Below are 21318 nucleotides of genomic sequence, written 5' to 3'. Positions count from 1 at the left end.
GATTTTTTATTTTATTTTTTTCTTGCTTTCGCTTTTTTCATTGCTTTTTCACGCGCTTTAATCTTATCCTTTTCAGCTTTGAGCTTTTCTTCACGCGCTGCAATAATTTTCCAAGGATTTGCTAATAACATCGTTTGGAAAACTTGGAAAGCATTTGAAATAACCCAGTAAAGTGCAATCCCAGCAGCAAAATTAATCCCCATTATCAGGATAAAAATTGGCATGATGTAAGTCATAGATGTTGTCATTGCATTCTTTTCAGGTGCAGATTTCATCATCAAATATGAGCTTAAGAAGGTAAATACCGCCGCTAATATTGGTAATATGAACGTTGGATCTTTAGCACCAATATCAAACCAAAGAAATGATCCGTGCTTCAAGAAATCCACACGTGACAATGCCTGATAAAGCGCCCATAATACTGGCATTTGAACAACCAGCGGTAAACATCCCATGTATGGGTTGACTTTATTTTCAGCGTAAAGTTTTTGAATTTCTTCGTTCATTAAACGACGAGATTCCATGTCTTTACTTGGATATTTCGCTTGGATTTTTTTAATCTCAGGTTGAATTTCTTGCATCCGTTGACTAGACTTGATTTGTACATTCATCAACGGTAGTAAGGCCGCCCGGATAATAATCGTGAACAAAATAATACCGATTCCGGTCAATCCACCAAACGATAAGAAGCGAATCACTTGTGCAAATCCATACACAATCTGATCCCATATTCCACTTGATCCACTTGTTACTTCTGATGTTCCACAAGCAGTAAGTAAAAGCAAGGCAGCTCCTGCCATTCCGATCAAACTAAGTTTCTTTTTCAATCGTTTTCTCCATCTACATAGATTTTTGACAACTTCAAAACGTGTTTCAGATTTTTCTTGATTTCTTCAAAATTAAGTGTTTCCACGCCTCGACGCGCAATAATCACAAAATCTTCATCAGCCAAATAAGGAGAAAAATCAGCGATTGCATGACGTAATAAACGTTTAATCCGATTGCGCATCACTGCATGTCCTAATTTTTTGCTTACTGATAAACCCACACGAAAATGAGGCTGATCTGCCTTTAACTTATAAACAACAAATCGTTTATTGGCAAAGCTATGTTTCGCTGAAAAAATCTGATCAAAATCTTTAGAGCGTTTCACGCGATATGTTTTTTTGATAGCCAAGCCACTCTCTCCCATTCTAGAAATTATCGTTTTAATTTTATCATAAAGTTGCTAAAAAGTCACTATTAGATATGAAAACGCTCTTTCGCAATTAATTTCTTCGCTGAGGGCCCTTTTCACTTTTATTCTTCTTTTCGCAAAGCCAATGGGGCTAGTAGTTGATGAACCATGTATTTAAAGGATTCCTCTTTAGAGATAGAACCCGAATTTCTGAAATATCCCAGTTGCGTAAGTGTAATAAACCCATGTAGCGTTGAGCGGAACATGCGACTGATGTGATAATTTTCTTCTTCAGATAACTCGAAATTTTCCAGGCTTCTTCGAACCAATCGGATATTTTCCCGAGCTAAAGTTTCCAATTCTTCGTTATTTGTTTGATGAATCACATTAACTAATTCATACACGGCCTCATATTTTTCAGCAAATTTTTTATAACTTACAGCATAAGCTTGTAAGGCTGCTAAAGGTGTCAGTCCAACCATAGCATGGGTCAACTCATAGTTTAGCTCTTTTTGAAGAAATACTGCCGTTGCCACCCGTACCTCTTCCATATTTTTAAAGTGATTATAAAGAGAAGGCGCTTTAATACCAAAAAACTCAGCTAATCGAGGGAAGCTTACATTTGATAAACCTATTTCTCCTGCTAACTGGATGGTTGCCTGAACAATTTTGTCACGATTTAATGCAATTCTTGCCATCATCAGTTTCCTTTCAAACTTATACATACCACTAAAAGAAAAAGGTTTATCCCCTTGGTCCCTCAGTCATATCATTTAGTATAAAACTATTTCAAATATTTTTCAAGTGACGCTTCATCATTGACAAACTACTGATGATAGTTTTATAATGAAGCTATTAACCTTTCAAGAAAGAAGTTATCAAAATCATGAAAGAATCTTGGCAAAGAAACTTAGTTGTCCTGTGGTTCGGTACATTTATGACTGGCATTGGCTCCAGTCTCATCGCACCCTTTATATCGCTTTATATAAGCACTTTAGGAAATTATAGCAAAACAGAACTCAACATCTGGTCGGGTCTTGTTTTTTCTTCTACATTTATTGTTTTAGCCATCGTTTCTCCGCTGTGGGGGAGGCTGGCTGACCAAAAAGGGCGCAAGCTCATGCTTTTGCGCGCTTCATTAGGAATGGCTGTGGTTATTTCCTTAATGGCCTTTGTAACTGTCGCCTGGCAGCTTCTCATTCTCCGTATGCTATTAGGGGCCTTCTCTGGGTTCATCTCTAACTCTATGGCACTTATGGCAAGCTCAGCTCCGAAAGAAAAGTCTGGTTCTGTGCTGTCCCTACTTACAACAGGATCAGTCGCTGGTACTTTAATTGGACCAATTGTCGGTGGGATACTGGTTAATTTTACTGGCTACCGTCGTGTCTTTAGTGTAACTGGTATAATCATGTTTCTTGTTTTTTTCCTGGCACTATTTTTTGTAAAAGAAACCTTTAAACCTATTGAAAAGAAAGACATGCTATCAGCTTCAGAAGTTTGGAAAGTCATCGCCCATCCTTCCGTCATTTGGGGAATGTTTTTTGCCACATTAATTACTCAAATGACAAACCAATCAATCAACCCTGTGCTTTCACTCTACGTACAAGAATTGATGCATGGTCAAGGCAACATTACCTTTATGGCGGGTATAGTTGCTGCTGCGCCTGGTATTGTCACACTCATTGCCGCGCCCTTTTTGGGACGTCTGGGAGATCAGGTCGGCCAACGTAAAATTTTAGGTTTCGGATTAATCTTCTCATTTATCGTATTTTCCGTTACCGCAACTACTACAAACATTTGGTTCCTTATTGTCATGCGTCTGCTAGTGGGGATATCTGATGCCGCCATTTTACCTTCTGTACAAGCAATTCTTGCTAAAGAATCACCTCAGGCAGTCACGGGAAGAATTTTCTCTTATAACCAATCCGCGCAATCCATTGGTGCCTTTGCAGGACCTCTTCTTGGATCTGCAATCGCCGGTTTTATTGATTATCGGTATGTCTTTGTAGGATCAGCCATTCTTGTCGTCTTTAACCTTATTAACTACTTTTCTCATACAAAAGAGCTGGCAAAACATTCTTAATTACAAAAAGTGAACTTTATCTTCTAAGTTCACTTTTTGCTTGTTTAATTTGTGCCCTGACAGATTCAAAAGCAGTCCCTCCCAGTGAAGTTCGGCGCGCTACAGCCACTCTAGGATCTAAAACTTCATAAACATCTTTTTCTATTAGAGGAGACATTGCTTTGTACTGCTCTAAACTAACATCTTGAAGATATTTTCCTTCTTTAAGACAATGAAGAACCATTTGTCCAACAATCGCGTGAGCCTCTCTGAAGGGCATCCCTTTAGTTGAGAGATAATCGGCTAACTCCGTTGCATTGGAAAAGTCCTGATGAGTTGCTTTTTCCATATTGTCAACGTTGACAGTCATCGTTGACATCATTCCATCCATTACTGACAACACCATAAGTAGAGTATCCGCTGTATCAAACATCCCTTCTTTATCTTCTTGCAAGTCCTTGTTGTAAGCTAAAGGTAAACCTTTCATCACTGTTAAAAGGCCCAAAAGATTACCATAAACACGACCAGTTTTCCCCCTAATTAGTTCTGCCATATCGGGATTTTTCTTTTGAGGCATGATAGAAGAGCCGGTTGAATATTGATCGGAGAGAGTGATAAACTGAAACTCTTGAGAACACCACAAAATAATTTCCTCACAAAGCCTTGATAAATGCATCATTAACATACTCGCATTAGATAAAAATTCTAAGATGAAATCACGATCAGAAACAGCATCCATAGCGTTGTCATAGGCTTTGGAGAAGCCCAATAATTGAGTTGTCAACTTCCTGTCAATCGGAAATGTTGTTCCAGCTAGCGCTGCAGCGCCCAACGGATTAATATCAATATGGTTAAGATTAAACTCAAAACGTTCATAATCCCTAGTAAACATCTGATAATAGGCCATAAAATGTTGACCTAAACAAATGGGTTGAGCGCGCTGAAGATGGGTGTAGCCAGGTAATATCGTGTCAACATGATTTACACTTAGATTGACAAGGGTCGTTCTCAATTTTTTTAGCTTTTCTAAGCTTTGGTGCACCACTGATTTCAAGTAAAGATGCATATCCGTCGCCACCTGATCATTTCGGGAACGCGCCGTGTGCAATTTGCCTGCCACCGGACCGATTTCCTCTCTTAGGTAGTGTTCCATATTCATATGGATATCTTCATTTTCAGTTTTGAACTCAATTCTACCTTCAAGAAGTTGTTGTTGTAAACTTTTCAACCCATCAGAAATTATTTGAGCTTCTTTGTCCGTTACAATGCCAGTTGCACCAAGCATTTTTGCGTGTGCTAACGATCCCTGTAAATCAAAATATGCTAACCGCTGTTCAAATTTAATAGATGCCCCAAAATTTTCTGTTGCTTCATCTAAAGACGCCTCAAAGCGTCCTCCCCATAGTTTCTCTGTCATTTATATGCCTTCTTACAGACCGGTCAGTAAACTGACGGGCTTATTTTTTATTAACTTGGGCATTCACTTTTGTTGGAAGTCCCCATAGTTTGATAAAACCAACAGCAGCTGCCTGATCAAATTCGTCAGCAGCTGTATAAGTTGCTAGTTTTTCTTCATAAAGAGAATTGGCAGATTTTCGTCCAACAGGTGTTGCCGAACCTTTATACAATTTAATTTTTACAGTCCCATTTACAACTTTTTGTGTTGCTTCGAGATAAGCAATCATCGCTTGTGTTGCTGGATTATACCAAAGCCCATTGTAAATTAAATTCGATAGCTCATTTTCGATGATCGGTTTAAAATGAGATACTTCACGGACAAAGGTCAAATCTTCCAAATCCTTATGAGCCTGAAGTAAAGTTAACGCACCTGGGCATTCATAAAATTCTCTAGATTTAATCCCTACTAATCGATTTTCTACATGATCAATCCGACCTACTCCATGTTTCCCCGAAATAATATTCACTTTTTGTATAATTTGATGCAAAGGCAATTTTTCACCATTTAGGGCTACTGGAAGGCCTTCAACAAAATCAATCTCCAAATAGTCTGGTTTATCAGGAGCATCTTCTACTGCACAAGTCATAAAAAATGCCTCCTCTGGGCAATTATGCCACGGATTTTCTAAAACTCCAGCTTCAATTGCACGCCCCCATAAATTCATATCAATCGAGTAAGGATTATTCAAATCCGCTGGTATCGGAATATGATTTTGAACAGCATAATTGATTTCTTCCTCACGCGCCCAGTGCCACTCCCGCACAGGGGCGATTACTTCAATTTCTGGTGCCAACGCATGGATTGCTACTTCAAAACGCACCTGATCATTCCCTTTCCCTGTACAACCGTGAGCAATAGCCGTAGCCTTATATTTTTTGGCAACTTCTACCAATTTTTTAGCTATCAGTGGACGACTTAAGGCAGAAACCAATGGGTATTTATTTTCATACATCAAATTCCCTTTTAATGCCACCCCGACGAATTGCTCTGCAAATTCGGCTTTACAGTCCAAAACGATGGATTCTACAGCACCAACTTTTAAGGCCTTTTGCTGAATAAAGCTTAAATCTTTCCCTTCACCTACATCCATACATGCCGCAATGACATCAAATCCCCTTTCTGACAACCATTTTACAGCGACACTGGTATCTAAACCTCCAGAATAAGCTAGCACTAATTTTTTATTTTCCATAGATATGCTTCTTTCCATTTAATTTAAATACAATTATATGGCATAAATATTCATTTGTCAACACTATTGAATATTTATGCGTTTTTTGCGCTATGCATTTTGCTGTCCTCCATTTGGAATGTATGCTATAATGGAATTACAATAAAGGAATGGAGCCATGGCAGAGTGGTAATGCACTGGACTCGAAATCCAGCGAACCGTGTAAAGCGGCGCAGGGGTTCAAATCCCCTTGACTCCTTAATACCAGCTTACTCCTTTTCCACCTGTTACTTCATTACAGGTGGTTTTTTTTTTTGACCTGCCCCAAAATTTGCCCCATTTTATTTTATAGTTTTTAAATGAGTCAAGCATTCTATTGAAATGCTACTAACGAACAAGCAATTAATAGCTCCTCATTTTAGTTGAAAAGTAGTTTTACCCTTCCGCAATAATATCGACTAGTCTAATAATATCAATCAGAATATCTTCAAAAGTAAAGTAATCCATCAACAATCCTTCATTTTTCGAAATAATCCCACACACCTCTTTTCTATACTATTGTAAATATACTTGATTCTTACCTCGTGCTTTTGCTTCGTAAAGATTTTTATCGCCTTGAGAGATAATATGTTTTCCCATTACTCCAGGTGTGGCTTCTACAATACCTGCAGAAATTGATGCTTTAATTTTAAATGAATTACACTGAAACTCGGTACAGGAGATTTTCTTCACTATCTCCACCATTATTTTTTTCACTTCATTTCCAGATCGATTTCTAAAAATTATGAAAAATTCATCACCACCAAACCTGAAAAGTTGGCCGTTCTCTTCATTCTCCCTCAAGTGTTTTTCAACTAGATAGCTGATGTCTCTTAGTACTATATCTCCTGAAAGGTGCCCGTATTTATCATTTATTTGTTTAAATGAGTCCACATCAAAAAGTACTAATGAAAACTTATTTATTGTATCGCTACTAAGTATCTCTTTGAATGTTTCATCAAACTTTCGCCTATTATACACCCCTGTCAATTCATCAATATAAGTATACTCTTTATATTTTGAGTATTCTTCTATTATTGAGGCTATCTCGTTAAAAATAATCTTAGTAATACAAAGAAGGATAAAAACTTTACCAAACAAAGTTAATGCGTATAGAAAATTGATGGAAAACTGTGAAGATATTATCAGGAGCAGTACTAACACAAGAATTAGACTGACTAGTAGGAGTCTAGGTATATTTTGAATGATATCAACTCTTTTTTTAGACACCAATAATAATAGAAACCAAAACGACGCTAAAGCCAACCATACTACGATAAAAGATTGTAGTGTGAAACCATATTCCTTAAGATATGCAAAATAAAATACTACAAAAAATGGAAGTACTGTGTACTCAATATATTTGTAATAAGATACAATGAAATAATCAATTAAGATTGATGTGAAAATAAGAGAAATATCTTTTATCGAAAAAACATGAGGGTTTGGATCAATTTTGACAAAGATAAGTTTTAATAATATTAACCAAAAAGTGAAATTAAGTGAATAGAATAAATAAATTAGAAATTTGTTTTGAGTAAATTTACTTTTTCTTAGTAAGTTTTTGCAGATAAAAATAAACCCTAGAATGCTAGGGATTAAGAGAATTTTTGTTAAAAAGTATTTTCCTAGTACCTCAATGAATAGATCCATCATTGCCCCTATCCTTTTTATTGATCTAATACTATGATAACCTATTTGATATTTTTGGCAGCTTCATATATTGTAATCCATACAATATATTATCTGAATTATTTTGTCAGTAAGAAAACTTTAATCAAGTAAAAAGTGGAATTATCCTCAAATATTATAAGATTTAAAAGTTTAAATTAAGCAAATAAAAGCCAGAAATCCAATCCTTATCGTACTTAACCTAGTTAAAGTAAAAAGCCCATATAAGATAAATATATGAGCTCTTTTTATTGGTGTTCCACTACAGTTTTTTAAGTTCAGCAGGCCATATATTATGTGGTTTTGAATATATATAACCTTGATGAAGGTGTGTAATATTTTCACTGACCCATTGCGAGAATAGATCATCCTCAATCCCCTCAATTACAAGGTCCTTTTTAGCAAACTTTGCAATGTTAGAAATGTATATTATAAATTTTTTCAGCTGGTCCTCATTCATCGAACACCTAAAACTTAATGTTGAAAATTTAACACGATCTATAAAATCTAAGAGTAGAAATAAATTTCCTATTGAATTTATCCCCTCTGCGACATCATCTAGTGCAATTCTATACCCCATATTTTTAATCTTTTGGAAAGCATAGAGGTTAACATGAGAGAAATAAGGAGTATTTCTTACTATTGGTGGAACTTCGGTGACCTCAATAATAATCCTATTTTTAAATTTACTAAGTTTTTTTAGCATGTTAAATGTATCATCATATTCAAGCTCTTGATGATCTAAATTGAAGCTAAAAATCTTGTTTGGATAACGTTCAACGACTGACTTTATAGCCTTTTCAAGCCATATCAAATATTCTTTATGCTTCTCTTTATTGACAACAATTTTACTAAATTCTTCTGCGGGGAATGAAGCGCCATCTGCCGATCTAAGCAATAATTCATAGGATTTATCATTACTATTTTTTGTATTTTTGATTCTCTGACAAAAAAACCTAAATTCTACCATTATTCTCTCCTGTAATACTATATTTTGGTTTTGTTTATGAAATATATTTTACTCCTTTTTTTAAGATTGTACAGACGTTTTTGTATGACCTATAATTTAGTTTGATTTAGTATTTATTGATAACTATTGTTTTTTTCTCTTTGACATTTATGTTATTTTTAGAGAGCCGTAAACTTAAAGCAAAAAATACACCTTGATTTCACACACGATTCGTCAGGGTATATTTTTTATGAAATTTTTATAATTTGATCAATGGAAATGAGATAAATTTTATCGGTTGATTTTATTCGTACTTGGCTACTAATAAATTCAGAAACGAAACCATAAACGACTTGGAGCGTATTTTTTGTTTGATAAGTGACTTTAATTTGTACCTGGTTGGTAAAAGATTGATTTAAAAGATGAAGTATAGCATGAGGGGATAAGGGATGGATCACTTCATCCTTTTTTTGTTCCTTCTCAAAGGTGCATTGGGCTTCTGTTAATTCGCCTGTCGCAAATGCCCCCCATTTCATCATCCCTCGATCATGATAAGCTCGGATGACTTCAAAAGGACTGTATGAGCGATCAACTGACATCTTTTTTCTCCATTTCTTGATTCGCAGCGTGGCCACCAATAAGCTTATTGCGGTAGATGACACGTGAACCCTCAGATAAACTGCTTGCTTTTCGAATGGCTAAAAAGTCAAATTTCTCTCGTATCTCATCAATAGCCTTTTGGAGTGACTCTTGTTTCTCTGTATTTTGACTTTCCTCTGGTGTTTCAAATAAAGAAAGCTGCTTGACTGAAGCGGATGAAAGGCGATTTCCGCTTATCCCAATCTGGCGAACAGCTCCGCCTTCGTACTTTTCACGAAAGAGGGTTATTGCCAGGTCTTGCAGTTCTTTGGTATTTTGCGTAGCTTCTATATTGCGAGAGATTTTAAGGGAGGAATATTCTGAGGTCACTGCAGCTCCGACATAGAGTGAAAGGTTACTTGCAAGCTTTCCTCCCTTTCTAAGCCTTGTGGCTAAGTTTTCCGCCATTTCTCTAATGACTAGTTCAATTTCCCATTGCTTAGGATAGTCACGTGGAAGAATTTGCGAATTACTGAAGCTAGAGGACTTAGGCACATACTTTTCTCGAACATTGCTTTCATCAATACCGTTGGCATGGAAAAAATGTTGAAGACCTATTGTGCCTAGTTTTTGCTTCAGCAAAAGAGGATTGGCATTGGCTAGTTCTTTTATGGTGGTTATGCCTAACTTATTGAGCCTTTTTTCTGTCCGTTTACCAATTCCCCAGAAGTCGGTCATTTTTGGAATTGTCCAGAGCTTGTCAGGAACGTCCTCATAACGAATTAAAGCCCTCATGTTCCGATTATGCTTGGCATAAAGATCCATGGCAAGCTTGGCAAGCAGAGGGTTGTCTCCTATACCTACCGTCACATACAGTCCTAGTTTATGGAGTATTTCTCGCTGCAAATCTAAGGCAATTTGATTCATTTGCACATATCGATTTTCAATATCAGGATAAAAGAGATTGAGGGACTCCGTCACATCCAAAAAAGACTCATCAATAGAGTAAGAATGAATTTCTTCAATGGAGGTATAGTTAGTGAGAATGTCAGTGACCTTAATCTTGTAATCCACATACAGTTGCATTTGCGGAGGTACTAGCCATGTTCGTTTTGCCCAGCTCTCAATGTAGGCAACATACTGAACACTTGGTGCTGTTCGTTGACCATGAATATCCGTGTGTGACCGATACCATTGCGGATAATTGAACTTCCTTGTTTCAATGAGAAAGGGTAAATCGCTCGCTCGACTCACGTTTTTCACTCCGAAAACCTTCTTAAAGGTTGGACTAGAGGCTAATAACAAACCTTTAGTATTATCTGCACGGCTCATTACACAAAGGGAAGTTGTTAAAGGGTTAAGGTTACGTTGGACACATTCAATTGAAGCATAGTTAGATTTGACATCTTGAAAGAGGATGGCTCGTCTTGGTTCAAGTGAATAGTCAAAGTATTGACTTTGATTTAATTGGTCCATAGCATCCTCCTTTAAAATATATAATATCAGTTTAATTGATATTATACTCCCTTTTTAATTAAAAATCAATATTATTTATCTGTTAAAATGATAATTAAAAAATATTGTGGTATAATGAGATGCAAGATAACTTAAGATAAGTACTTCATAAAGAAGCCAATTTATTTAGGAAAGTAGGGTTAGAAATGATATATAAGAAAGATTTAGAGCGCTCAACCAGTTTATTAGATATTCAACAGGCCTATGAGCGAGAATGCCATCGAAGGTTTTTAGTCCTTCAAGAAGTATTTCCAGAGGATTGTATACGGATGATGCTATCAGAGCACTTAGCTATCTGGATAACAGCCGAAAAACAAGCGATCAGTAAATTTGGGCTTTCAGACCGTCATTGGGTTAGAGAAAAAATTATGGAATTTAATTGTAACTGACTCAAGTAAATTTGGCTTGAAAAACTATCTTGTTATAATATAATTGAGAAAAAAAGTACTTGCATCAACAAGTCTTTTTTTCTTCACTTTATTCTAAGACATATACAGTAACTAGTAGGATTTATACTGAAAAGCTATACAGATAAATGGAAACTATAACCTGTTTATTATACAGTCAAAAAGAGATTTTACTATATCTAAAACGTGACTATATGCCAGCGTGTTCAAAAAGTCCCTCAATTTTCAACAGCTTTTTTATTTGTCATATCTCTTGTAATACTCACACTTTCCCTTGGATATAAACATTCGTCTGAAATAAGCTGTACTGCTAAGTTTGCAAGAGAGGGACGTGTAGTAACATAACCTCTTGCTACTTCGTTTTTTAATATTTAATTATTTGCCCCCTCAATTTACCCCATTTCATTTTTCACTTAAAGAATTTTACTATAGGAAATACTTTGAGATTCTTATAGAGCCTGTATTTATCTTTGAGAGCGACTAAATAATCCCCTTGACTCCTTAATACCAGCTTACTCCTTTTCCACCTGTTACTTCATCACAGGTGGTTTTCTTTTGTTTTATATCCAAATTATCCTTACTTCATTTTTTTTGTAGATTTTAGCTTTCTATTATAAAAATCAGTTTTAAATGCTTATTGCACCTCTATTTAACTTTGACAAAATTCTAATGAAACATGAGCCACCCTCTCGTTATCTCTAGTTATCTTGTAAACTTTAAAGGGTGCAGCTAGCATTTTGAGAAATGGCTTGTAACTTTTCTCATTGAATAAAAAAAAAACAGAGTTTAAAACTCTGTTTTTAGTTTCAGTTTAATCAATCATTGAACCTATTTGACTGCATACCAAGCAGTTTTTCCATATTTCCAACCGGAATTCAATAATGATTGTTCTTCAAATGCACTCATTGTATAGTTGTGAGCACCAGATTTCGCATTAGGATTATATGCTACGTAAACCGCTTTGTTACCGCCTGAGTAAAAGACAGGTTTAGCATTATTATCCCACTTCCAGCCTTCTGAAACTCGTACTTCAGCTTCATATTTACTCATTGTATAGTAATGGTCGCCGCCCTTCACATTAGGGTTGTAGATACGATATACAGCTTTTCCTTCTTTAGGTGCGTTTTCCAAAGTACCTTCATTTCTCCATCCAGCTTTAATTGTTGCATCACGTTCATATTTTGAAGTTGGATAGAAGTGTTCCCCTGTATTTGGATTGTATAGACGGTAAACAACTTGAGTTTTTACAGGTACTGAAGGATTTGTTGGATTAGTAGTATTTGCAGCTGGAGTGGTAGCTGTTGCAGCTGATGAGGTATTACCATGAATATCTGTGGCTTTTACTGTAATTTTAGCACCTGCTTTTTGTGATGTATAATTTACATTTACAGATACTTGTGTTTTACCATCAGCTGTTCCTGAGGCTTTCGCAGAACCAATTTGTTGACCTGACGCATTGTACACTTTAACAGTTGATCCAGCTTCAGCTTTTACGGTAGCAGAAGATTTCTTAACATTACTCAAACTTGGGGTTTTAGGGGCTACAATGTCTGCAAATTCAACAACTGTATTGGCAGAGGCAGTATTTTCAAAAATATCCCAACTTATTCCTGACGTATTTTCAATACCTGCTGTAAATTTAGAAGAGGTACCATTTGGGGCATATTTTTGATACCAAGACATTGGGACATCAATATCTACTGGGAAACTGATTGTAGCTGAAGTCAAAACCCCTGTATTACCAAATAAGCTTGCCAAGTTACCAACACCACTGTTAATACCTGTTTGCAAAGTATCAATAGCCTTATTTACCAAAGGTTTAACTGTTTCAGTAATTGTGTTTGCGATACTTGCAGCTATACCATTACCCCAGTCAACCATATTGATTGCTGTTTGAAGATTTTCAAGTAATTGGATAATTTGGTTGGCAATATGTCTTGCTGTTGCATCATCAAATTTAGCAGTAACTACACCATCTTTTACTGAAATTTGTGATACTTGTTCAGAAATATCCATATTTTGGAATGTTTCCAGTGCATTGATTGCGTCATATACTTTATCCACGTTACTTCCTTCAAATGAAGGATTATTTACAATAATAGCAAGTTGTTTTTTTATTGCATTATCTGTACCAGTAGCCAAGCCATTGAACAAATCGCCAAGTAGTGGAATTTGTGTGAGGTTGATTCCCATTTTCATTTGAATATTCGCATTATCAGCTACTTTTATGTTATTCGCAAGTTCTGCTGGAAGCTTAATTTCTGCGGATTTTAACGTTTGTAGCAATATGTTTGCTTGGGCACCAATAGTGTTAGTAACCGTAAGGGTTCCTGAATGAGAACCTGTTGTCTTAATCGCTGATTTATAAGATGAATCTAAACCAGTTTTTGAAGCTAAAGTAACATCAACTTCTGAAGCTTCAGCAGTCATAGTAGTCGCATTCATCAAAGGAACAGCTAAACCACTAGCGCAAATTATAGCGGTTGATAAAAGGGTAATAGCACTTGTTTTTTTAAATTTTTTCATTTTAGTATCTCCCAATACATTTCTAATCGTTTTTCCTATTTAGTTTTTCTTTTTTATTTCTTTAAATAGGCGGGGCTTTATTTACACCCAAATTAAAACGATAATTTAGCACTTCATAATTAAGAATATTAATATCGTACATTAATCCGTCCTTTCATTTAAGAGTATGATGTTGAAATTACATATCTGTAATAATAGGATAGTCACTCATTTTATTCCTCCATACATTTATTAAATAATAAGTGTCTTCTTATTTATCATGTTTTCATTATAGCCTACTTGGTTTTTATAAAGTACATAACTACCTCTGTATTATTTTAATTAAACTTCACCTTCTATAAACTATATTTTTACCGATATTTTCCCAGTTTAGTAAGGAAAATAGCAAACTGATATTTTTAATTAGCTTAAACTTTACTTAAAAAAACACGTGCAATAATTATAATCTACAGTACAAAATTTGTTCTTTTGTATTATTTGTAACACATTGGGAATCTTCGTATTTTATAAACAACCTTTATGTAATTTTTCGTATTTTAGCCTATAATATTAGTATACTTAAGATTGAATATCTTATTTGGGGGATAAATATGGCAGAAAAAAATCTTAATACTCTTAACAATACACCTAATATTTTAGGATTAACGTTCAAACAACTACGACTTGCTAAAGGATTAACCCAGAAAGAGGTCGCTGGTGAGCTATCTACTACCTCACTTTCACACTTTGAAAACGGGAAATGCATCCCCCATGTTGATCACTTTTTAAAACTTTTAAGAAATATAAATGTTAATACTTACGAATTTCAATTTCTTTACAACTTAAATCAAAGACATTCTGATGTTACTGTCTTTGATAGTAGGGTGTCCATGGCTTACTACAAAAGGGATGTTATCCAATTAAAAGCTATTCTTGATGAAATCATCAACTTAGAACAAGATAATCCCAATATCAGACACTATAAATTGGAAAAAATAAGAGTAAAAGCTGTCATCTCTTTATTAGAACCTTTTGAAATTAAAACTAAAGAGATTAACTTCTTAAAAACTTATTTATCTGAGATAAAGGAATGGGGACAGTATGATATAAAACTATTTGGTCAATGTTCTCATCTCTTTGATGGCTACACTTTGTGGGATTTAACCAATAACATGATTTCCCCCACCCAAAAAAGTTTAAAGCTACAGTATACTAGACATGCTTTAATTGATGCCGTCCTCAATGTCATTTCACAGCTGATCCATCTCAAGTTTTATTCACTAACGACAGACTTTATAACCTTCTTAGAAAATATAAATATTGATGATCGATTTTTATATGAAAAAATAACTCTAGTATACGACAAAGCTATTTTACAGTACGTAGCAGGAGATGTTGAGACAGCCAAAATCATTAAAAAATGTAAAGAGGACTTAGTCTTTTATAACTGCTACGACACTGTAAATCTTATACAAAGAGATTTAGATAATTTAGAAATAGATGAGTAAGTGAATCATTCTAAGACAAATGGGCAGACACTTATCCTATCGATTCTCAATATTAAATCGTAAAAAACTCCAGAGAAAGAAACTCTGGAGTTTTTTACGATTTAATATAGTCTTCTTTATATTTTACTATTGTTTTTTTATTCTTCTCTTTAGCTCATAAAGCATTGCAGAAACAGCGAGTAGGAACACTCCTAGGGTGCTTAATAATCTCATTTTGGTTATATTTTCACCTGTAATTGGCAAGTTGTCTTCCTCTGTTGTAACCTCAGTGCCTTCTTCAGAGGTAGGAACATCTGCGGTATCATCTGATTTAAAATCAAATTCTTCCGTTTTTTGATTGTCAATTACTTGGTTAGGTAATGAGGGATTACCAGAATCAGGGAAAGTTACTGGAGGCAAAGTAGTCGTTGAAGTATCCTTAGTATAAACGACTGTTTTTTCAATATCTCCCGTCTCAGGTGTTATTCCCGTGATAGCATCAATCTTGGATTGATCAGCAGAGTATCCTTTGATTTTTGGTGAAACTACCTCAGCAAATTGATTCCCATTTTCAGCTTGCCATGCGCCATATGTTATCTCACCTGTTACTTTATCCGTTGTTACAGTACGGCTAAATTTAATAGGGGTCGCAACATAGTCCTCTGAAGCACTTTCTCCATTTTGAAAGACATAGTGGATGGTTTCATTTACCATTTTTTCTTCGTCTTCTCTCATTTCATCATGTTTCAAACGTATGATATATTTTTGTCCATCTTCCGTAAAGGTAACTTCACTTTCTGGATAGCCATCAGATACCAACACGAAACCTTTATCAATGTAATACTTTATACGATCTGCAGTTGTGTAATCTACGAGACTTTCTACTTCACCCGTCAGTTCTTTTTCTTCTAAAACTTTATTCGTAGTATCGTCTATATAAGTAATAACAACACTACCTGGATTTCTTTTATAAGTGACCGTTTTTTCGATATCATCCATATCTACAGTTACGTTAGGGATGGAGCTCACTTTATCTTGGTCAGGTGTATATCCTTTGATTTCTGGCGAAGCCACCTCATCAAATTGGTTACCATTAACTGCCTTCCACTCACCATAGGTTTTTTCACCCGTTACTTTATCCATCACATAAGAACGACTAAAGGTAATAGGTGTTGCTTGATAATCCTCCTTAGCTAGATCACCGTTTTCAAAGACATAGTGAATGGTCTCTTTCACTTCTTTTTCTTCACTACCTTCAGTTGTATCATGTTTTAGATGAACCTCATAGTGTTGAGGCTCTTCAGTAAACTGCACATCTTGAGTAGGGTAATCATCAGAAACTAGAACATAACCAGCATCCGTATAAGACTTAATCGTATCGGCTGTCGCATAATTTAATGAAGTTCCTACCCCCCCAGATAAATCTTTAGTAGTTAAAGTTTTTCCAGTTGTATCATCAATATAGGTCACATCTGCTTGTCCAACATTTCGGGTATAAACAAAGGTTACTTCTTGATCATTTGCTGTGTAAGTCCCTTCCGTTGGTTCATTATCCTTCACCTCTTTAAAAGTGTATCCGGGTATTTCTTTAGGTTTTAAGCTCCAAGTAGTATTTAAGTCTCCTGATTCTTCTTCAGAGATGGGATTACCATCTGCATCTAAAATAGGATTACCATCTTCATCAACAAAATGTGAAACCACAGTTCCTTGAGCTATCGTGTAGGTAAAGGTTACATTTTTAAGTTGTTGTAAATTTTTATTTCCTCCAGTAGATGCTGCAATAGAGAAAGACATGGCTGTTTCATTACCCATAAATTCTTTTACATTTTTCTCCCATGTTTCACCATTATAAGTAACAGTCATGGTTTCAGTTGTACCATCATACACAATTTCAAAGGGTAAGAACTGGTTATCAGTAGGTTGCGGTATTGTTAAGGAACCCTCCTCAATTGTCTTTGCTACACCGTCAGTCCCATCAACAAAAGCACCGAAAGATTCATCGGTTTTTGTAGCACTTTTAGAAGCACTATAGATATCTGGATCCGCCATAAAGCTAGATTCAGAAGTTCCATTATAATAAGTATCTAATTTGAAACCAAAAGCTCCCTGAACTCCACCTATACCTGCAGCTCCACCTATAGCACCAACTACATCTGTATCACCAGGGTGGAAAAGAAAACCTATACCGTCTGCACCTCCATCTTGTTTACTTTTATTTCCAAGATTAACTTCGCCTTTAAAGCTGAAGCTCTGCGACATATCTACCTTGGTAGTCAAAGTAACATTTCCTGCCAAATATGTAGCATCATCAGTCAAAGTCTGGATATAATTAACTTCATCATAGGGATGAGCTGCTGCGGACCCATTGCTTTGAAAGTAGTCTGGAAAAGTTTCCCCTGTAATCGTAATGTCTCTAGAGGTTGCTGCGTAAACCTTACTATTTCCAAAGACATTTACGACATTATGCGATGATAATGCACCACCGCCTAATGTTGTAACAACTGCTGTTGCTAACAATATACTCGTTTTAAATTTCATCTGTTTCTCCCCATAAAAACATTATGTCTATAAAAGTTATTTTACACCAAGCTTAAATAAAATACACGTATCGCCAAAACTATAAAATTACATAAGCATTTCTTAAAAGACCATTATCTTACACAGCATCTAATTTATCTGTTAATTTAGAAGTGATGCCTTGTGATGTATTAAACAAAAAGATAAAAAATAGCAAATGTTTCATAAGAATAACACTCTCTAAATTAAGACATCATTAATACAAAGAAAGGTTTTTTTCAGATTGCATTTCCGACCTGTTATCCTATAGAATACTTTTATAAAAATCGTAATTTGTACTAAAAGGGTGCCATAATAGATGCCACAAATACAGACAGAAAGTATATACTAATAGACGTCACATTGTTTTTCGGATGCTTAAATCTATCTTTTTGAATACAAGGTATATTTAGTCAAAGCATTCATATCTCAATGTAAATCAAAACAAACTCTAGCAGAAAGGATATAACTATGAGCAAAGAAAATTTATTTTATGAACGTCTCTTAGAACTCATGAATTCATCACACAAATCCATGAATCAAATTGAAAGAGAACTTGGCTATCCACGAAATGCATTACACAATTATAAAACTGGTCGTGAACCTTCAGCAGTAAGGCTTTTAGAGCTTGCAAGCTATTTTGAAGTAGAACCTGAATATCTTATTGGGCAAGATACTACAAGCCGCTCAAAATCTATTGAATCTATCTTCAATACTCTTGATTTTAAGCAAAAAAAAGAGCTCATTGTCCTTTGTCAAGATTGGATCAGGTCGCAATTGGATTATTCTAACAATACTACTCATAAAGTGTCTTGATTAATCATAAAAAAATTAATAATCTTCTATCATATTAGTATTAAAAAAATACCTTGAAATTTCAAGGTATTTTTTATTGGATTAGTCTCATTTACTAAAATTTCTTTTATTCATGAACAATGATAAAAAGCCTGTTCCTAATAAAATGATTGCCGAAACGTAGTATGGGAAGAGATGATTAATGTCAAAAAGGTATCCGGCTGCCAAGGGACCTAGTATATTACCAAAACTTGTAAATGCAGAATTAAGTCCATTAATAGCCCCCTGCCTTTCTCCTGCATTTTTAGAAAGATAAGTAGTGACAGCAGGCCTAAACAAATCAAAAGCTAGAAATACTACAAACGTAGAAATCGCCACTAGCAAATTACTTTTTGTGAACGCTATAACGCCGATAAAGACGGCACTAGCAAAAAACGTAAGTTGAATTAACCCTAATTCTCCTATTTTATTGACGATTGGATCGAATAAAAAAACTTGAAAGAAGAGTGCTAAAACACCACTCACACTAATAACAAGAGCTATCTCTCCCATTGAAAAATCAAAATTGATTGTGGCCATAATACTATATATTGATTCAAAGGCTTGTAAACCAAAAGAAGAAATCAAGATGATCACAAATAAAGACCCAAACATTGGATTCTTAAGGATTGACATAAAGGATACTTTTTCAGCCGTATGTTCACTCTGCATTGATTTTTCAGGTTCTTTTAAAACAGTAAGAGTCAAAACGAAACCTATAAAAGCTAAGAGTGCTGCCGCAAAAAAAGGTACACGAATTCCTAGGGCTGCTAGAAATCCGCCGATCCCCGGTCCGATAATAAAACCACCGCTAATTGCAGCTGATACCAGCCCCATTGCCTTAGGACGTTCTGCAATAGTCGTTAGGTCAGCCACATAGGCTGTCACTGATGGCATAATCATAGCCGCCGCAACTCCTCCAAGAGCGCGCGAAATATAGAATCCTGTTTTTACCTGAGCTAAACCAAATAATAATTCTGAAAAAGAAAAAACAATCATACCTAATGCAATGAGTTTTTTCCGACCGATTTTATCTGATAAAGCTCCTGCAATAGGTGAAGCAACCAATTGCGCAATCGCAAAAATCGAAATCATCATTCCCATCGTTGTCCCTGAGAAATGCATTTGTTCTTTCAATGTTGGCAACACTGGTATAACTAAACCTGCTCCCAAAAAAACAAGAAATAAATTTGAAATAGCCAAATTCATCATTCTTTTTTTGTTCTTCATTTTTTCCTCCTCATTAAAAATAGCAAATAGAACGAACTATTGCTACTTTATCTTATTTTTTACCAATTCATCCATTATAACATGAATCTAATGGATAGAATACATTATTGTTTCAAGAAGACTTAGTGACCGCTTGTTACTTTTATGCCAATAATTCCAATAATTAGCAATCCTATAAATAACCAAGTCATAGTCGGAACCTTATCTTTAAATAAGATAATACCTATAATAATGGAGCCTACGGCACCCACCCCTGTCCAAATAGGATAGGCAATACCTAAAGGCATCTTTTTTAGAGCAAATGCTAAAAAAGTAAAACTAGCAATCATTCCCACTACTGTCAACAATGAAAACCTAAAGTTAGAAAATCCTTGGCTCATTTTCATCGTAGTTGCCCAAGCCACTTCAAACAATCCTGCTAATATAAGATAAAACCACGTCATTGTCTACTCCTTTTTCAAATAAAAAAACGACTTCCCACATTTCTTCAAAGACCTACTGAAATGTAAAAACCGCTTAGCGTTTGACTCCCGGTGGAGCATTTATTCATTTCCATTATTCTAACATATTTCAACTAAAAAATATAGGCTTTTAGGCCCGTTAATGTCTCATCTCTCTTAAATAGTATTTTTATCACATTTCGTGTATAATATAGCTCATGAAAAATTTGAAAAAAAAGCGACTTTGGCGTTGGGTAATAGCCCTCTTTGCACTGCTATTAATAATAGACTTTGGGGTAACCCTTTATTTTTATAAAGTAGCTTGTGTCCGTAATGATACACCGGTAAGCCAAGTAAAATCTAGTAGTCCAAACTACTCCCTTGTCAAAAAGTTTGACAAACTTCCCAAATCTACTGAAACAATAACGAGTGATCACTTAGAATTAAAAGCATGGTATGTTCCAGCCACCGTTCGTACTGACAAGACTGTCATAGTAGTCCACGGTTTCCGTCAGAATAAATCTGCAATGCGTCAGTACGGCGAGCTTTTCCATGAGTTAGGATATAATGTCTTAATGCCTGATAATCGTGGTGCAGGTGACTCTGAGGGTAAATTCATTACCTTTGGATATCATGATAAAACTGATGTTATTGCCTGGGCGAATTATCTTACTCAAAAGAACCCCCAAAGCGACTTGACCTTATATGGGCTATCTATGGGTGCGGCAACAGTCATGATGGCTTCCAGTGAAAAAGCACTTCCAAGTTCTGTCAAAAACATCATTGAAGATTGTGGCTATACGAATGCTTGGGATGAGATTGTTTATCAAGCAAAATCTAGTTATAATCTACCTGCATTTCCTTTGGTCTATAGCGTCTCTCTCGAAAGCAAGATTCGTCAAGGCTGGTTTTTCAATGAAGCAAACGCCACTAAAGCTTTGTCGAAGAACACGCGCCCCATTCTTCTTATCCATGGTGATAAAGATACATATGTTCCCACAAAAATGGTTTATGAGAATTATCAAGCTGTCAAATCAGGTACACCTAAAAAACTGTTAATTGTCAAAGGAGCGACACATGCGAGATCTTTCGAAACTGATCCTAAGCTCTATCGCAAAACTATTGCCCAGTTTATGTCAACTTACAATCCTATCAGTAAATAACACAACACCTAAACCGATGGATTATTGGGTTTATTCTTGACAACTCCACCTCTAAATGGTATTATATTAAGGTA

General features: G+C 35.4%; 18 protein-coding genes and 1 tRNA gene. 6 read left to right on the top strand and 13 right to left on the bottom strand.

Annotation, left to right across the window (positions count from 1 at the left end; all coding sequences use genetic code 11):
• Nucleotides 1-11 precede the first annotated feature (11 nt).
• The 3 genes from JW886_RS01625 to JW886_RS01615 form a co-directional block, all read right to left on the bottom strand.
• Nucleotides 12-827 (bottom strand): YidC/Oxa1 family membrane protein insertase, encoded by an 816-nt coding sequence (locus tag JW886_RS01625; RefSeq protein WP_075525129.1) that lies wholly within the window; start codon nucleotides 825-827, stop codon nucleotides 12-14.
• Complete coding sequence (gene rnpA, locus JW886_RS01620; RefSeq protein WP_155724357.1) at nucleotides 824-1177, bottom strand: ribonuclease P protein component; 354 nt, start codon at nucleotides 1175-1177, stop codon at nucleotides 824-826. The genes JW886_RS01625 and rnpA overlap by 4 nt, the downstream gene beginning before the upstream one ends.
• Before the next feature lie 122 nt (nucleotides 1178-1299).
• Nucleotides 1300-1878, bottom strand: a complete 579-nt coding sequence (locus JW886_RS01615; RefSeq protein WP_241003782.1) for a TetR/AcrR family transcriptional regulator — start codon at nucleotides 1876-1878, stop codon at nucleotides 1300-1302.
• 185 nt (nucleotides 1879-2063) lie between these two features.
• Here JW886_RS01615 and JW886_RS01610 point away from each other — a divergent pair, with 185 nt between their 5' ends.
• The gene (locus JW886_RS01610) at nucleotides 2064-3260 is read left to right on the top strand and encodes a multidrug efflux MFS transporter (protein WP_205872134.1); all 1197 of its coding nucleotides are present in this window, start codon (nucleotides 2064-2066) and stop codon (nucleotides 3258-3260) included.
• A gap of 16 nt (nucleotides 3261-3276) precedes the next feature.
• On the opposite strand, the gene argH is transcribed toward JW886_RS01610, so the two are convergent.
• Together argH and JW886_RS01600 are read right to left on the bottom strand one after the other, a co-directional pair.
• Nucleotides 3277-4656 carry an argininosuccinate lyase gene (gene argH / locus JW886_RS01605; RefSeq protein ID WP_205872133.1) on the bottom strand — a complete coding sequence of 460 codons (1380 nt, stop codon included), beginning with the start codon at nucleotides 4654-4656 and terminating at the stop codon, nucleotides 3277-3279.
• Nucleotides 4657-4696: 40 nt separating this feature from the next.
• Nucleotides 4697-5890 (bottom strand): argininosuccinate synthase, encoded by a 1194-nt coding sequence (locus JW886_RS01600; RefSeq protein WP_205872132.1) that lies wholly within the window; start codon nucleotides 5888-5890, stop codon nucleotides 4697-4699.
• Between the two features lie 151 nt (nucleotides 5891-6041).
• Between JW886_RS01600 and JW886_RS01595 the strand changes: the two genes are divergently transcribed.
• Nucleotides 6042-6128, top strand: a tRNA-Ser gene (locus JW886_RS01595).
• Nucleotides 6129-6424: 296 nt separating this feature from the next.
• Here the strand turns inward: JW886_RS01595 and JW886_RS01590 are convergent.
• From JW886_RS01590 to JW886_RS01575, 4 genes are all read right to left on the bottom strand, one after another.
• The gene (locus tag JW886_RS01590; RefSeq protein WP_205871998.1) at nucleotides 6425-7564 is read right to left on the bottom strand and encodes a GGDEF domain-containing protein; all 1140 of its coding nucleotides are present in this window, start codon (nucleotides 7562-7564) and stop codon (nucleotides 6425-6427) included.
• Between the two features lie 277 nt (nucleotides 7565-7841).
• On the bottom strand, nucleotides 7842-8549 hold the full coding sequence (locus JW886_RS01585; protein WP_205872131.1) for an EAL domain-containing protein: 708 nt from the start codon (nucleotides 8547-8549) through the stop codon (nucleotides 7842-7844).
• Nucleotides 8550-8776: 227 nt separating this feature from the next.
• Nucleotides 8777-9127 (bottom strand): hypothetical protein, encoded by a 351-nt coding sequence (locus tag JW886_RS01580; protein ID WP_205872130.1) that lies wholly within the window; start codon nucleotides 9125-9127, stop codon nucleotides 8777-8779.
• A complete protein-coding gene (locus tag JW886_RS01575; protein WP_205872129.1) occupies nucleotides 9117-10583 on the bottom strand; it encodes a Y-family DNA polymerase in 1467 nt (488 codons plus the stop codon). Before JW886_RS01575 ends, JW886_RS01580 begins: the two co-directional genes overlap by 11 nt.
• 185 nt (nucleotides 10584-10768) lie before the next feature.
• On the opposite strand from JW886_RS01575, the gene JW886_RS01570 reads away from it, so the two are divergent.
• The gene (locus JW886_RS01570) at nucleotides 10769-11011 is read left to right on the top strand and encodes a hypothetical protein (protein ID WP_205872128.1); all 243 of its coding nucleotides are present in this window, start codon (nucleotides 10769-10771) and stop codon (nucleotides 11009-11011) included.
• Between the two features lie 846 nt (nucleotides 11012-11857).
• On the opposite strand, the gene JW886_RS09930 is transcribed toward JW886_RS01570, so the two are convergent.
• Entirely contained in the window at nucleotides 11858-13555 is a 1698-nt protein-coding gene (locus tag JW886_RS09930) for an adhesive domain-containing protein (protein ID WP_205872127.1), read from the bottom strand.
• Nucleotides 13556-14145: 590 nt separating this feature from the next.
• Here JW886_RS09930 and JW886_RS01560 point away from each other — a divergent pair.
• Nucleotides 14146-15042, top strand: a complete 897-nt coding sequence (locus JW886_RS01560; protein ID WP_205872126.1) for an Rgg/GadR/MutR family transcriptional regulator — start codon at nucleotides 14146-14148, stop codon at nucleotides 15040-15042.
• Between the two features lie 126 nt (nucleotides 15043-15168).
• Here the strand turns inward: JW886_RS01560 and JW886_RS01555 are convergent, their stop codons facing one another.
• Complete coding sequence (locus tag JW886_RS01555; protein ID WP_205872125.1) at nucleotides 15169-17559, bottom strand: lectin-like domain-containing protein; 2391 nt, start codon at nucleotides 17557-17559, stop codon at nucleotides 15169-15171.
• A gap of 489 nt (nucleotides 17560-18048) precedes the next feature.
• On the opposite strand from JW886_RS01555, the gene JW886_RS01550 reads away from it, so the two are divergent.
• On the top strand, nucleotides 18049-18393 hold the full coding sequence (locus tag JW886_RS01550; RefSeq protein WP_075525117.1) for a helix-turn-helix domain-containing protein: 345 nt from the start codon (nucleotides 18049-18051) through the stop codon (nucleotides 18391-18393).
• Nucleotides 18394-18480: 87 nt separating this feature from the next.
• Here JW886_RS01550 and JW886_RS01545 read toward each other — a convergent pair whose 3' ends face one another.
• Nucleotides 18481-19641 (bottom strand): MFS transporter, encoded by a 1161-nt coding sequence (locus tag JW886_RS01545; protein WP_075525116.1) that lies wholly within the window; start codon nucleotides 19639-19641, stop codon nucleotides 18481-18483.
• Between the two features lie 122 nt (nucleotides 19642-19763).
• Nucleotides 19764-20084, bottom strand: a complete 321-nt coding sequence (locus tag JW886_RS01540) for a DMT family transporter (protein ID WP_075525115.1) — start codon at nucleotides 20082-20084, stop codon at nucleotides 19764-19766.
• 215 nt (nucleotides 20085-20299) lie between these two features.
• On the opposite strand from JW886_RS01540, the gene JW886_RS01535 reads away from it, so the two are divergent.
• The gene (locus JW886_RS01535) at nucleotides 20300-21244 is read left to right on the top strand and encodes an alpha/beta hydrolase (protein WP_205872124.1); all 945 of its coding nucleotides are present in this window, start codon (nucleotides 20300-20302) and stop codon (nucleotides 21242-21244) included.
• The last annotated feature ends 74 nt before the right edge of the window (nucleotides 21245-21318 follow it).

Source organism: Lactococcus taiwanensis, assembly GCF_017068355.1.
Classification (GTDB): domain Bacteria; phylum Bacillota; class Bacilli; order Lactobacillales; family Streptococcaceae; genus Lactococcus; species Lactococcus taiwanensis.
Note: the sequence above shows the minus strand (reverse complement) of the source record. Positions and strands in the feature narration are given on the sequence as shown.

Excerpts from the sequence above, each read along its gene's own strand:
- argH (WP_205872133.1), bottom strand. The coding sequence starts at position 4,656 with ATGACAGAGAAACTATGGGGAGGACGCTTTGAGGCGTCTTTAGATGAA.
- JW886_RS01590 (WP_205871998.1), bottom strand. The coding sequence starts at position 7,564 with ATGATGGATCTATTCATTGAGGTACTAGGAAAATACTTTTTAACAAAA.
- JW886_RS01575 (WP_205872129.1), bottom strand. The coding sequence starts at position 10,583 with ATGGACCAATTAAATCAAAGTCAATACTTTGACTATTCACTTGAACCA.
- JW886_RS01545 (WP_075525116.1), bottom strand. The coding sequence starts at position 19,641 with ATGAAGAACAAAAAAAGAATGATGAATTTGGCTATTTCAAATTTATTT.
- JW886_RS01560 (WP_205872126.1), top strand. The coding sequence starts at position 14,146 with ATGGCAGAAAAAAATCTTAATACTCTTAACAATACACCTAATATTTTA.
- JW886_RS01540 (WP_075525115.1), bottom strand. The coding sequence starts at position 20,084 with ATGACGTGGTTTTATCTTATATTAGCAGGATTGTTTGAAGTGGCTTGG.
- JW886_RS01580 (WP_205872130.1), bottom strand. The coding sequence starts at position 9,127 with ATGTCAGTTGATCGCTCATACAGTCCTTTTGAAGTCATCCGAGCTTAT.
- JW886_RS01535 (WP_205872124.1), top strand. The coding sequence starts at position 20,300 with ATGAAAAATTTGAAAAAAAAGCGACTTTGGCGTTGGGTAATAGCCCTC.
- JW886_RS01570 (WP_205872128.1), top strand. The coding sequence starts at position 10,769 with ATGATATATAAGAAAGATTTAGAGCGCTCAACCAGTTTATTAGATATT.
- JW886_RS01610 (WP_205872134.1), top strand. The coding sequence starts at position 2,064 with ATGAAAGAATCTTGGCAAAGAAACTTAGTTGTCCTGTGGTTCGGTACA.
- JW886_RS01550 (WP_075525117.1), top strand. The coding sequence starts at position 18,049 with ATGAGCAAAGAAAATTTATTTTATGAACGTCTCTTAGAACTCATGAAT.
- JW886_RS01555 (WP_205872125.1), bottom strand. The coding sequence starts at position 17,559 with ATGAAATTTAAAACGAGTATATTGTTAGCAACAGCAGTTGTTACAACA.
- JW886_RS01615 (WP_241003782.1), bottom strand. The coding sequence starts at position 1,878 with ATGATGGCAAGAATTGCATTAAATCGTGACAAAATTGTTCAGGCAACC.
- JW886_RS01585 (WP_205872131.1), bottom strand. The coding sequence starts at position 8,549 with ATGGTAGAATTTAGGTTTTTTTGTCAGAGAATCAAAAATACAAAAAAT.
- JW886_RS09930 (WP_205872127.1), bottom strand. The coding sequence starts at position 13,555 with ATGAAAAAATTTAAAAAAACAAGTGCTATTACCCTTTTATCAACCGCT.
- JW886_RS01600 (WP_205872132.1), bottom strand. The coding sequence starts at position 5,890 with ATGGAAAATAAAAAATTAGTGCTAGCTTATTCTGGAGGTTTAGATACC.